General features: G+C 57.0%; 10 protein-coding genes. 5 read left to right on the forward strand and 5 right to left on the reverse strand.

Translation table 11 applies throughout. The features are described from left to right. Window positions 1–79 precede the first annotated feature (79 nt). The 4 genes from GFN93_RS11325 to djlA all read left to right on the forward strand — a co-directional run bounded on the left by GFN93_RS11325 (window position 80) and on the right by djlA (window position 4754). Complete coding sequence (locus tag GFN93_RS11325; protein WP_235901801.1) at window positions 80–1996, forward strand: FTR1 family protein; 1917 nt, start codon at window positions 80–82, stop codon at window positions 1994–1996. 182 nt (window positions 1997–2178) lie between these two features. Next, a complete protein-coding gene (locus tag GFN93_RS11330; RefSeq protein ID WP_153501192.1) occupies window positions 2179–3108 on the forward strand; it encodes an NAD(P)-dependent oxidoreductase in 930 nt (309 codons plus the stop codon). Continuing rightward, window positions 3108–3887, forward strand: coding sequence for a hydroxypyruvate isomerase (gene hyi / locus GFN93_RS11335; RefSeq protein WP_153501193.1), 780 nt, complete (start codon window positions 3108–3110; stop codon window positions 3885–3887). Before GFN93_RS11330 ends, hyi begins: the two co-directional genes overlap by 1 nt. A 24-nt stretch (window positions 3888–3911) precedes the next feature. Then, window positions 3912–4754, forward strand: coding sequence for a co-chaperone DjlA (gene djlA / locus GFN93_RS11340; protein WP_153501194.1), 843 nt, complete (start codon window positions 3912–3914; stop codon window positions 4752–4754). 95 nt (window positions 4755–4849) lie between these two features. On the opposite strand, the gene GFN93_RS11345 is transcribed toward djlA, so the two are convergent. Then, on the reverse strand, window positions 4850–5794 hold the full coding sequence (locus tag GFN93_RS11345; protein WP_153501195.1) for an oxygenase MpaB family protein: 945 nt from the start codon (window positions 5792–5794) through the stop codon (window positions 4850–4852). Window positions 5795–6028: 234 nt separating this feature from the next. On the opposite strand from GFN93_RS11345, the gene GFN93_RS11350 reads away from it, so the two are divergent. Beyond that, on the forward strand, window positions 6029–6268 hold the full coding sequence (locus GFN93_RS11350; protein ID WP_153501196.1) for a YdcH family protein: 240 nt from the start codon (window positions 6029–6031) through the stop codon (window positions 6266–6268). Between the two features lie 70 nt (window positions 6269–6338). Here the strand turns inward: GFN93_RS11350 and GFN93_RS11355 are convergent, their stop codons facing one another. From GFN93_RS11355 to GFN93_RS11370, 4 genes are all read right to left on the reverse strand, one after another. Continuing rightward, window positions 6339–7604, reverse strand: coding sequence for a hypothetical protein (locus GFN93_RS11355; RefSeq protein ID WP_153501197.1), 1266 nt, complete (start codon window positions 7602–7604; stop codon window positions 6339–6341). 80 nt (window positions 7605–7684) lie between these two features. After that, window positions 7685–9622, reverse strand: a complete 1938-nt coding sequence (locus GFN93_RS11360; protein WP_153501198.1) for an acetoacetate--CoA ligase — start codon at window positions 9620–9622, stop codon at window positions 7685–7687. Between the two features lie 61 nt (window positions 9623–9683). Further along, the gene (locus tag GFN93_RS11365) at window positions 9684–11654 is read right to left on the reverse strand and encodes an acetyl/propionyl/methylcrotonyl-CoA carboxylase subunit alpha (protein WP_153501199.1); all 1971 of its coding nucleotides are present in this window, start codon (window positions 11652–11654) and stop codon (window positions 9684–9686) included. A 70-nt stretch (window positions 11655–11724) separates the two neighbouring features. Beyond that, complete coding sequence (locus GFN93_RS11370; RefSeq protein WP_153501200.1) at window positions 11725–12498, reverse strand: enoyl-CoA hydratase/isomerase family protein; 774 nt, start codon at window positions 12496–12498, stop codon at window positions 11725–11727. Between the last annotated feature and the right edge of the window lie 7 nt (window positions 12499–12505).

The following is a 12505-nucleotide window of genomic DNA, read 5'->3' on the forward strand; positions in this document are numbered from 1 at the left end:
GCTCAAGGTTTCGCTCTTGCTGGTGATGACGACATAAATGATAATGAGTCGCCTTTTCAGTTCCAAAAGTGGACCATTTATGTCATTTCCTCAGATTCCAGGGCGCCTCTTTCCCGTCCTGCTAGCGTTTATCTGTTTGTCACAGCCGGCAACGGCCAACGATCAAACGGCTTTGGTGCAACTTGTTGAGTACGTTGGCGCGGATTACATCAATGCTGTTGCTGATGGTGTAGTGGTCAGCCCTGCTGAGTTCGCAGAGATGAGCGAATTCTCCGCTTTGTTGGCAGAGGGCGTCGCCAACCTGCCAGAGGCAGAAGGAAAGGAGGAATTGCAATCGCAAGCCAACGAGCTTCAGCTGGCGGTTGCTGGCCAGGCCAGCGAACAGCAGGTCAAATCCCTAACCCAGGCCATTCGTGCTTCGCTGGTTCGTGTGTACGGCATCCCTGTCGCCCCCAAGCAGGCCCCGGACATGGCGCAGGCTGCCAGCCTCTATCAGGCGCAGTGTGCTGCATGTCATGGCCAAAGCGGCCAGGGTGATGGGCCGGCCGGGGTCGCACTGGAGCCTGCGCCCACGGACTTTACTGAAGTGGCTCGTTACAACGGCCGTTCGCTTTTGGGGCTATATACCACCATTACCCAAGGCGTGGACGGCACTGGCATGGCTGCATACGAGGGCAGCTTGAGCGATGAACAGCGCTGGGCCCTGGCATTCTATGTGGGCGCCAAGGCGGTGACCGCGGACGTGGAGGATGCAGGGGAGGCCGCTTTCGGCACCATTCCTGGTATGAAAGCCGGCCTTTCTCTGGATACCTTGGTCGCCCAGGCGCCTGAAGATGTGCTCGATAGCAAGGGGCCTGAGGCCTACGCGGCACTGGGTTATCTGCGTGCCAATCCGCCGGCCTTGTTCAACAAGAACCGCTTTATTGCCTTGAGCCATGACAAGTTGGCGCTGGCAGACGTCCTGTATCAGCAGGGCGATCAGCGTGCAGCCAAAGCGGCCGCCTTGTCGGCCTATCTGGATGGTTTCGAAATGATCGAGCAGCAACTGGCGGCGGTGGATGCTGCGTTGTTGCGCGAAGCGGAATCCCGTTTTATGGCGGTGCGGGAAGCAATTGATCGCGAGCGGGGCACTGCTGAGGTGACCGCTAAAGTCGTATCTGCCCGCGCAGCGCTTGATGATGCCGCTGCGGTACTTTCAGGAGACGGCCTGAGCCCTGCAGCTACCATGTCGGCCAGCTTTTTCATCCTGTTCCGTGAAGGTCTTGAAGCACTTTTAGTGGTGGCTGCCTTGTTGACCTTTACGCGCAAAGCCAATGCGGTGCGCGCAACCCGACATATCCATCTGGGCTGGGTCGCGGCGCTCGTTGCGGGTGGGCTTACCTGGTATCTCGCCAATACCCTGATCCATTTCAGTGGTGCATCACGGGAAATAACCGAAGGTGCGGCAGGTATCGTGGCGGCGTTGATTCTGTTTTACGTCGGTTTCTGGATGCACAGCAACAGCCACAGCCAGAAGTGGTTGGGTTATATTCGAGAGAAGGTTGATAGCGCGCTAGGTAACGGTACCGTATGGGTACTGACCTTTGTGTCTTTCATTTCTGTGTACCGGGAAATCTTCGAGACCATACTGTTTTATCAGGCGCTGTGGAGCCAGGTGACGCCCCTTACCATGCCGTACTTGTTCTATGGTATCGCCGCTGCGGTAGCGGGTTTGGCGGTGGTATGTGTGTTGTTCTTCCGGATTGGAATGAAGCTGCCGCTCAGTCAGTTCTTCAGGTTTACCAGCATTGTGCTGCTGGTCCTGTCCGTCATTCTGCTTGGCAAGGGAATCGCAGCGCTACAGGAAGCCGGAGTGATCAGCGCATTCTACCTGGCCGTACCCACTGTGGACTGGCTGGGTGTCTATCCCACCATTCAGGGGGTGCTTGCGCAGGTCATCGCGGTGATGCTGGGAGCAATGTTGTGGCTGCGTGGTAACACGCAGGCCTCCTCATGAAGCCGGGCAAGATCGGCTCTCAGGGGTTTGGCTACTGTTAAATCGACACTATCGGTACTACCCTTGAGACTTTCCAGAGAGGCACACTAATGTGCCTCTCTGCGTATTAAACTGACCCTTTCATTCCCCCTTCACTGTGACAACCCGGGGTGGTTGCCAGTGAGGCAGCCTGGCGTGTTTCCATGTCTGATTCACAACCCGAAAAATTGCCGCTGACTATTTCATTCCTGGGTATTGGCCTGATGGGTAAACCCATGGTCAACCGTTTACTGGACGCCGGTTACAGACTGACGGTGTGGAATCGTACGATGGAGAAGGCGCAAGCGTTCGCGGATTCTGCGCGGGTGGCAGCGAGTCCCGCTGACGCGGTCAGGGGAGCCGATGTCATCATCACCATGCTGGAGAACGGGATGGTGGTGGATGATGTTCTTTACGTCAGTTCCGCCATCGAGAGCCTGGCAAGCAAAGCGCTGGTCATCGACATGAGCTCCATTGAGCCCGGGATGGCACGATGCCATGGCGAGCGCGTTGCTGATCTGGGCGGGGAGTATCTGGATGCCCCAGTCTCGGGGGGGACCCGAGGTGCAGAGTCCGGGACCCTGTCCATCATGGCGGGCGGCAGTGAAGAAGCCTTTTCCCGCGCCTTGCCCATATTGGCGGCAATGGGCAAGGCGACTCTTATTGGCCCTGTTGGAAGCGGTCAGCTGGCCAAACTGGCTAACCAGGCGATCGTCGGGATTACTATCGGTGCAGTTTCTGAAGCGTTGTTGCTCGCGGCAAAAGGCGGCGCACGGCCAGAGAAGGTGCGAGAAGCGCTGCTGGGCGGCTTCGCCGGTAGCAAGATTCTGGAGCAGCATGGTGAACGGATGCTGGCGCGTAACTTTACGCCAGGCGCCCCCGCTCGTATCCAGCTCAAGGACCTCCGCATGATTCTTGATGAGGCGAGGACGGAAGGGCTCAGCTTGCCTCTCAGCCAGCGTGTATTTGAGGAATACCGGGCGCTGCTGTCCAGCGGCCATGGCGAACTGGACCATAGCGGTCTGCTGCTGGAACTGGAGCGCCTGAATGGCGTCAGACTGGATGCCGCTATCAATCCGAATCAGGAGTCTTGATGCCACGTTTCGCTGCCAATCTCACCATGCTGTTTAATGAGCAGCCCTTTCTCGATCGGTTTCACGCAGCAGCCCAGGCAGGATTTCGTGGGGTGGAGTACCTATTCCCTTATGACTGGGAGGCGTCAGAACTGGCAGGCAAGCTAGAGCAGCATGGACTTGAGCAAGTCCTGTTTAACCTGCCGCCCGGCGACTGGGAGGGCGGGGAGCGAGGCATTGCCTGTCTGCCCGACCGTATCGAGGAATTCCGCGAAGGGGTGTTTGAGGCTCTGGAGTATGCCAAGGCGCTGGGCTGCCAGAGAATTAACTGTCTGGCAGGTCTGCAGCCGGCCACGATGCCCGATCAGGTCGCCTTTGAGACCTTGGTGGAAAACCTGCGTTTTGCGGCGGATATTCTGGCCGCGGAGGACATCATGTTGACGGTGGAGGCAATTAACTCCCGGATCGACATGCCTGGCTTCTTTCTGGATACCTCCCGTGCGGCCATGGCGGCCATCGAGGAGGCCGGGCGGGACAATCTGCGTCTGCAGTTCGATATTTATCACATGCAAGTCATGGAAGGGGATCTGTGCCGTTCCCTTTCTGAACTTTGTCCCCATATTGGCCATATCCAGTTTGCAGATAACCCCGGTCGCCACGAGCCAGGCACCGGGGAGATTCGCTTCGATCATGTGTTCGCACATATCGACAGCCTGGATTATGACGGCTGGGTAAGCGCGGAATACCGCCCCCTGACCGACACCAAATCGAGCCTGGGCTGGTTCCATCCAACCCGGTAAGTCACTCAACGTTACGGATTTACAATGCAGTTCAATTGGGGCGGCAAGATCATTCTCGGCCTGCTGGGAATGCTGGTGGGTGGGCCGATTGGTCTGATCATTGGTTTGTTTATTGGCCACATGCTTGATAAAGGCGCGGAAAGGGTGCAGAGCTTCAATCCATTCCGCCCCTATGGGGCGGGTGAGCAGGAAGCGGTGCAGAAAGCGCTTTTTGACACGGTATTTTCCGTCATGGGGCATCTTGCCAAGGCGGATGGTCGTGTCAGCGAAGACGAGATCGCCCAGGCCCGGGCGGTGATGGATCGCATGCAGCTTAATGAGCAACAGCGCCAGCAAGCCATTACGTTGTTCAACCAGGGGAAATCCTCCGATTTCCCTCTGGATGACACCATCAGGCAGTTCGCTGCGACGGTACACCGGCGCAAGCAACTGATTCTGGTGCTGCTGGAAATCCTGCTGCAGATCGCGCTGGCTGATGGCACGCTCCACAAGGAGGAAGAAGCGGTGCTTCTGAAGGTCGCCGAGGGTCTTGGTGTACCGCCACAACAGTTCAGGCAAATCCTCAACATGCTGCTGGCGCAGGCCCAGTTCAGTTCAGGCCAGGGCGGTGGCACTTACGGTGGCCAGCAGCAAGCGTCAGGGCCATCACGTCCGTCGCTATCGCAGGCCTATCAGGTACTGGGGGTGGCTGAATCCGCCTCGAATCTGGAGGTCAAAAAGGCCTACCGCAAGCTGATGAGCGAGCACCACCCAGACAAACTGGCATCACGGGGCGTGCCCGAAGAAATGATTCGGCTGGCAACGGAAAAGACCGCGGAGATCGGCAAGGCCTACGATATGATCAAGGAACAGCGCGGCTTTCGATAGCCAATTCCTTTTCCCGTCAGCGTGCCAGTAAAGCAGCCTGTCTGTGAATAGTGGCGAAAACGCGAACAGACAAGCTGGTCTCCCGGCTAGAAACCTTACGCAGTCATGCCCGGGTGCCTGTCTGCCTTGGGCATGGACCATCCGCTGCTCACCAGTTCGCTCTCTCCACTCCACCAGCGGTTGAGCAACCTGGTCGTCAGCCCTGCCCGGGCTTTTCCCTGCAAGCGCTGGCGTGCTTCCTGGTACACCGGTTGATAGCGTAGCGTCTCAGGAAGGCGACGAGTCATATCCATGAGCCTTTGGAGCTGCTGTTGATAGCGACGGTGATGAGCCAAATCGGCGGGCTTGAGCGCAAAAGCATCAACCAGTGGTTCGGGCACGGTGAAGCTGGCAATGCTGGCGTAACTGCCATAGGGCAGCCGATCAGGGAAACCTTGTTCACGGATTAACTCATGGCCCATCTCCCTGCGGGAGGGGGACACACTTGATAGGCCGTCCAGCTGCTTCTGCCACCAGCGTCGATGTGCATGCCAATCCCCCGGTAGCTGGGCTTCGGGAATCCCCAACGCCAGCGCCAGCAGGCGGGTTTCTTCAAATAGCCGCTCCTGGAGTGCGGTTGTCAGCGGGCCAATAATGGTCTGGTAGATCATCAGGCACGAATCCATCCAGCTAGTAACGGCAAATAACAACGCTTCACTTTCCGGCACATCAAACAGAGTGCGTCGACGGTGGGAACGATCTGCCAGCGTAGCCAGCGCCTGCTCCTGGTTCCCAAAGACTATTTTCATCACAAAGCGTTGCGAGTGCTGCACCCGTTGTATCACGTCATGTTGGGAGGCAAGCAACTGGGATAGACGGCTGTGTGCAAGAGCCAGTACCAGTATTCGTCCTTGAGCCAGAACGGTTATGGCCTCTTTCATGATCTGCCAGCTCACAGAGCCGGGACCAAACAGACCCGCATCGGGTTGAGGGGTTTGTTCACTCGCCTTGATAATTCCGGATTCGATATCCTGCCGGGTGATCAGGTGGGGTAATGCCATCTTGCACGCCTCCATGCGCGGGTTGATGATGCCGGCAATGTTATCGCCGGAGTCTAACTACCACCTTGGTGCCGGTGACTGCGTAGCCTCGGGTAGGGTCATTTCATGTTACGGCGATGAGGGTTTGAATCTAACCAGGATTTGTGGTGATTTAGTTAGGCTTGACGTTTTTTTGTTCAGTGGGCTTTTTCAGGTGCCACTGGTACCCGGAGCAATGAGACAGGAGTCAGTAACATGTTGGGCGAAAATCACAGCATTCATCACGAATTTCCTAACCTGCACGAGAAAATCGATCACCTGACAAGGGAAGATCCGGTATTCCGCGACCAGGTTTTGCAGCATGACAAGCTCGACAAACAGATCCGGGGACTGGAAATGCGCGAAAGTCCGGTGGGCGACGAACAGATGGAGACCATGAAGCATCAGCGACTTCAGCTGAAAGACCATATCTATCAGCGTCTTATGAAGGCATGATAACGCATCTTCTCCAGTGAGAGACGACAATAAAAAGGGCCCATTGGGCCCTTTTTTGATTAATGGCGACCTAACGCTGCGTCAGCGTAGTCCGCGTGGGAGACAGTAGCGCGTTGGCATATTGCCCAGGGCTGAGACCGTTGCTGTCCTTGCTGTAGAACATGCGGGTAACGAAATAGAACTCCTGACCGAAGGGAAGATCGGTGAGTGAGAAGCCCACATTGGGTAATTGACCGGTAAAACGTTCTGGCTCATTGATCTGACTGGCGTCGTCCTGATAGAGCAGGCTGACAGGTGTAGTAAATCCTTTCACGAAAGCCAGTTGAGCCAGCATGTCGAAACCCCGGCCGGTCCCGAACCAGATCCAGTTATCGCCTTTGAGTGGCATTTTCAGCATCTCTTTCTCGGCCTTGGACAGCTTGCCATCAGTAATCGCCACATTGTTGCCCGTCCAGCTGGTCACGAGCTTGCTGTTATAAAGACCATTCCCGTCAAGAGAGATATCCAGAGCAGGGCGTTCGAGCACGGTGTCTGCCAGACCAGGCAGTGTAAACCGGCTGTGGATTTCCACCTGCTGAGGCATGATCAAAAAGTAATTGTGAATCCGTAACACGGGTACTCGAGCCACTTTGACAGATGTCGATGCGTACACCAGGGCTGCCAGGGGACCGCTTACCACCTGCTTTACCTTCGGATCCAGATTGTTGTTGTTGAGGGTAATGCGATTGTTCTCTCCGAACACCCCGGCACTCAAGCGTAACTTGAGGGTGTCGAGAATGCTCTGACGCTGGCCGTTTTTGCCTTCAAAGCCGCGAAAGTAGAAATCGTTCCATTTAAAGAGGTTGTGATCCGCCATGGTAAGGGCGAAATCGGTGCTCTTGATAGTCAGGGTGTCAGGGTCAAATTGCACATACCGTTCCGTGCTTTGCAGGTAGGCATTTTTGACCAGATAGAACAAGCGAGACTCATTACCCTGCTGTACCGTCAGTTCGGCGGCAATCTTTTCTGACGTGGTACTGGTCAACGCGGGCCCGCCGTCCTCGAATCGCAACAACAGCCGATCCTGGGAATCGATCCGTAGCGGATCGCCTGCCAGTTTGGTGCTGCCATCTTCTTCAAAAAAGGGGTAACCCTCCTCGGACCACTGCACCCATTGGTGGGGCACGGGTTGCAATTTGCCGTCCTGGACGGCAAAGAAGGAGTAGAGCGCTGATTGCTTGCCTTGGAGGGGCTTCAGATCGTCGCCGGTGAGGGTGATGATTTGAGCCTGCAAGTAAAGCGGAAAGGCCAGCAACGAGGCGGAAAGCCAAAGGCGCCAAAGATTATTCTTCTTCATGTGTTCCGTGTCACAAAACTGCGGTTTGGACACATGATGCGCCTTTCTGGCAGATCGTCAATGACTGTAACCCGAAACCATCAGGCCTGAAGCTCAACCCGGTCTGCAAAATGGGCCAGTGCTTCCGGGTTCGCCAGTGCATTACGGTTGCTCACCTCGCGGCCATGAATGATCTCCCGCACCGCCAGCTCCACGATCTTGCCACTCACGGTGCGGGGAATTTCTGGCACCGTGGCGATCACCGCCGGAACATGTCGGGGACTGGCACCCTCTCTGATCGCCTTGCGGATTGTGGCTTGTAGCTCGTCGGTCAGCTCCTCGCCTTCTGCCAGCACCACAAACAGCACGACACGAACATCACCTTGCCACTGTTGCCCAACGACAATCGACTCACGAATTGCCTCCAGGGTTTCTACCTGGCGGTAAATCTCGGCTGTGCCAATACGGACGCCTCCGGGATTGAGCACCGCATCCGAACGGCCATGAATGATCAGCCCGTCATGGTGTTCATGGGGCACCAGTTCGGCATAGTCGCCATGCGCCCAGATACCCTCAAAACGGGCAAAATAGGCTTTATGGAATCGGCTGCCGTCTGGATCGTTCCAAAACTGTACAGGGCAGGAGGGGAAAGGTTGAAGGCAGACCAGCTCGCCTTTGGCTCCAGCGAGTTTATTGCCCTGATCGTCCAGCACGGCCACATCCATACCGAGCCCGGGGCACTGCAACTCACCGCGGTAGACAGGGAGTAAAGGGTTGCCCAGGGCAAAGCAGGAGATGATATCGGTACCTCCAGAAATCGAACTGACCAGCAGGTCCTGTTTCACCTGCTGGTATAGAAAGTCGTAACTTTCATGCAGCAGTGGGGAGCCGGTGGAGAAAAGGGTACGCAGAGTACTGAGGGTGTGCGTTTCTTTGGGTACCAGGCCTGACTTCTCAACGGCCTGAATAAACTTTGCGCTGGTACCCAGGTGAGTAATGCCTTCAGCATCCACCAGATCAAAAAGCCGGGCGGTAGACGGGAAGCCGGGACTGCCATCGTAAAGCACCACGGTGGCACCGGTATGCAGGCCACAGATCAACCAGTTCCACATCATCCAGCCACAGGTAGTGAAGTAGAACAGGGTATCCTCAGCCCCGATATCACCATGCAGTTGCAGTTCCTTGGTCTGTTGCAGCAGCGTACCGCCGGCGCCATGCACAATACACTTGGGCTGACCGGTGGTACCGGATGAATACAGGATGAATAGCGGGTGATTGAAGGGCAGTCGGGTGAACATCGGTGCAGGCCCGGCGGCATCCAGCCAGCCTTGCCAGATAAGGGCTTTTTCCACACGGCTGCTGGTTCCCTTGCCGGGAACAATGATCATCAGCTCCGGTTTCAAGGCCTCGTGGAGTTGTGTCACACGGTCTTCCAGGTCCACCCACTTGCCGTTGTAGTGGTAACCATCGCAGGCAATCAGCACGCGGGGCTCAATCTGGCCAAAGCGATCCATAACACCGGAGGGACCAAAATCCGGGGAGCAAGAGGACCAGACCGCACCTATCCAGGCTGCACCCAGTGCCGCCACCACTGTCTCGATTCGATTTGGCATGAAGCCAGCCACCCGATCGCCGGGTTGAATGCCTGCCGCCTTGAGCTGGGCCGCGACTTGTCCGGCTGCCACGCGGAGTTCAGAGTAGCTCATGACCTGTCGCTGGCCATCTTCAAGAACGCTGATCAGCGCTGGATGGTTGTCCTGTCTGTGCAGCAGGTTTTCGGCATAATTGAGTGCGGCTTCCGGAAACCAGCAGGTGTCCTGAAAGCGTTGCCCTTTGCTCAGGATGGTCTTGCCGCGCTCACCGATAATGCCACAGTCGTCCCACACCTGTTCCCAGAACTGTTCCGGGTGATTCACTGACCACTGGTGAAGCTCACGGTAATTCGTCAGTGATTCTCCGCTCTGATTGCGTGCTTTCTCCCAGAATTCGGTCAGCTTGCTGTGCTGCTGCGCTTCGCCTGGTAGCCACAATGGCGTCATCGGTCTCTCCTGAAAGGGCCGGTGCCCAAATTGAATCCGTGTTTATTATTACTGAATCAGGTCATGCCTGATCCAGCTTCTCTTCTGCAATGAAATCCACCAAAAGGGTGCCTTCACTAATGCTGTCGCCAGCTGCCACATGGAAGCCCATCACCGTCCCCGGTTCAGTGGCTCTGAGGGTGTGCTCCATTTTCATGGCTTCCAGAGTAATGACAGCATCACCCGTGGCTACTACCGCACCGGATTCCACATGCAGGGCGACAATCGTGCCGCTCATGGGCGCTACAAATCCCCCTTCGGCGCCTTGATGAGCGCTATCACGGCTGGGGTTGAGGGTAACGTTGTGGGCCTGACCGTTGACGAAAAGTAGCAAGTTGTCGTTGCCTGCTCGCGCAAAACGACCAGATAGACCCTGGTTGCCCCAGTGCAGCCTGAAACGGTTATCTTCGACCGTCGCAATTAACGGATGTCGTTGATCATCAACAATCACCAGGTTGCCTTCTTCGCGAACAGACTGCAGTGAATCATCGACCTGCAGGCGAGTCAGGCGGAAGTGACTGCCCATTGGACGCCAACCGTTGAGGCTGTGCCATGGAGTGTCATTCACGTCGGCTTCCGTAGGATCGCCAAGAATCTGGCTGGCAGCGACCGCCAGTAATGCCGGGTCAGCAGGGGTCGCTTCCATCAGGTAAGGGCGATGTTCAAGAAGACGGGTGTCCAGCTCGGCTGCTGCGAAGGCGTCGTCAGCGAGCACCCTGAGCAGGAAGGCCCCGTTGTGGTGGATACCCGCCAGCTCCAGGTCGTGAAGTGCGGTCATGAGTTTCTGCCGCGCTTCATCACGACTGCTTCCGTGGCAGATCAATTTGGCGATCATGGGGTCGTAGAATTCTTCAACACGATCGCCGGATTCATAGCCCGCATCCACGCGCGCAGATTCGTGGGGCCAGCGCAGGTGCTGGAGCAGGCCGGAAGAGGGGAGAAAGCCTTGTTCCGGATTCTCGGCATAGAGGCGTACCTCCATGGCATGGCCGTGAAACGCCAACTCATTCTGGCTTTTGGGAAGAGGGTCTCCGGCGGCCACTGAGAGTTGCCAGGCAACCAGATCTTCTCCCGTGATCATTTCGGTAACAGGGTGTTCTACCTGCAGGCGAGTGTTCATCTCCATGAAGAAAAATTCACCACTGGCCGGGGCATAGAGGAACTCGACGGTCCCTGCCCCTCGGTAATCAATGGCTCTGGCCGCTTGTACTGCCGCTTTGCCGAAAGCGTTACGGGTGGACTCGTCCAGCCCTGGGGCTGGAGCTTCTTCGATGATCTTCTGGTGGCGGCGCTGTACGGAGCAGTCGCGCTCAAACAGGTGCACTGCATTACCGTGGTTGTCCGCAAACACCTGCACTTCCACATGCCGTGCTGCAGGTAAATAGCGCTCAAGCAATACGCGATCATCGCCAAAGGCACTGCGGGCTTCCCGACGCGCCGCTGCCAATGCCTCATGGAAGTCAGCGGCACTGTTGACGACGCGCATGCCTTTGCCGCCACCACCGGCTACAGCCTTGATCAGTAGTGGGAAGCCAACTTGGTCACTGGCGGCAACCAGCGCATCGTCAGTGGCGCCTTCTTCGTCGAAACCGGGCAGAACCGGTACGTTGCTGGCTGCCATCAGTTGTCGGGCTGCGGCCTTATCGCCCATGACTTCAATGGCGCGAGGGTTAGGGCCGACAAAAATGATGTTGGCCTTTTCACAGGCGGCAGCCAGTTCCGTATTTTCTGACAGGAAACCATAGCCAGGGTGAATCGCATCGGCGCCGGTGGTTTTTGCCGCAGCAATGATCTTGTCAATCACCAGGTAACTTTCCCGGGCCGGGGCTGCCCCCAGGCAGACGGCCTGGTCTGCCTCACGGACGTGGGGCAGGGTGGCATCCACGTCGGAGTATACGGCCACGGTGGCAATGCCCTGTTGACGGCAGGTGCGGATGATACGGCGCGCGATCTCACCGCGGTTGGCAATCAGGAGTTTTTTTATCTTGGCCATGGTGTTGCCTTTATCCGTTTCAGTGGCGAGGCGGTGGTGAATGACCCGCTGCGACGCCTTCGTAATAGACTCAGATCCAGTTCGGGCTGCGCTTTTCCAGGAACGCGCTGAGGCCTTCCTGGCCTTCAGCTCCGGTACGCAGCCGGGCGATACGTTCTGCTGTGTCCTCAAGCATGGCTTGATCAATGGGGGCGGTGCTGACTCGCTCGACAAGACCCCGGGTTTCGATCTGGGCCTGCGGCCCACCCGCCAGGAGCGCATTAATCATTGCGTCCACCGCTTGATCCAGTTCCGCTTCCGGGACCACTTCGTGCGCAATGCCCAGCTGCATGGCCCGCTCCGCGGGGATGACCTCGGCGGTCATGAAATAGCGGCGGGCCTGACGTGGCCCAATTGCACGCACCACGTAGGGGGAAATGACGGCGGGAATGATGCCGAGTTTCACTTCGCTCAGACAGAAACGGGCATTGTCAGCAGCAACCGCCATATCCGCCGCACAGATTAATCCCAGTGCCCCCCCGAACGCGGCCCCCTGAACGCGGGCAATGACCGGTTTCGCGCAGCGGTCTATGGACTGCATCAGCCCTGCCAGTCGCAGGGCGTCTTCACGGTTCTGCTGCGCATCCAGCTGACCCATGGCACGCATCCAGTTGAGGTCAGCGCCGGCAGAGAAATGTTTGCCTGATGCCTGCAGGACGACCACCCGCACCTGATCATTACGTCCGGCCTCCTCAAAGGCATGGGTCAGTGAGGCAATAATGGTGTCATCAAAGGCATTTCTTTTTTCCGGATTATCCAGCGTGATGCGAGCAACCTCGCCATCGATCTGTGTGGTAACGCTCATGGCTGAA

The sequence above is a fragment of the Alcanivorax sediminis genome (genome assembly GCF_009601165.1).
Taxonomy (GTDB): Bacteria; Pseudomonadota; Gammaproteobacteria; order Pseudomonadales; family Alcanivoracaceae; genus Alcanivorax; species Alcanivorax sediminis.

Bases quoted from the DNA above. Each gene is read 5' to 3' on its own strand.
- GFN93_RS11365 (WP_153501199.1), bottom strand. From the start codon at position 11,654: ATGGCCAAGATAAAAAAACTCCTGATTGCCAACCGCGGTGAGATCGCG.
- GFN93_RS11370 (WP_153501200.1), bottom strand. From the start codon at position 12,498: ATGAGCGTTACCACACAGATCGATGGCGAGGTTGCTCGCATCACGCTG.
- GFN93_RS11325 (WP_235901801.1), top strand. From the start codon at position 80: ATGTCATTTCCTCAGATTCCAGGGCGCCTCTTTCCCGTCCTGCTAGCG.
- GFN93_RS11345 (WP_153501195.1), bottom strand. From the start codon at position 5,794: ATGGCATTACCCCACCTGATCACCCGGCAGGATATCGAATCCGGAATT.
- GFN93_RS11355 (WP_153501197.1), bottom strand. From the start codon at position 7,604: ATGAAGAAGAATAATCTTTGGCGCCTTTGGCTTTCCGCCTCGTTGCTG.
- GFN93_RS11350 (WP_153501196.1), top strand. From the start codon at position 6,029: ATGTTGGGCGAAAATCACAGCATTCATCACGAATTTCCTAACCTGCAC.
- GFN93_RS11360 (WP_153501198.1), bottom strand. From the start codon at position 9,622: ATGACGCCATTGTGGCTACCAGGCGAAGCGCAGCAGCACAGCAAGCTG.
- djlA (WP_153501194.1), top strand. From the start codon at position 3,912: ATGCAGTTCAATTGGGGCGGCAAGATCATTCTCGGCCTGCTGGGAATG.
- hyi (WP_153501193.1), top strand. From the start codon at position 3,108: ATGCCACGTTTCGCTGCCAATCTCACCATGCTGTTTAATGAGCAGCCC.
- GFN93_RS11330 (WP_153501192.1), top strand. From the start codon at position 2,179: ATGTCTGATTCACAACCCGAAAAATTGCCGCTGACTATTTCATTCCTG.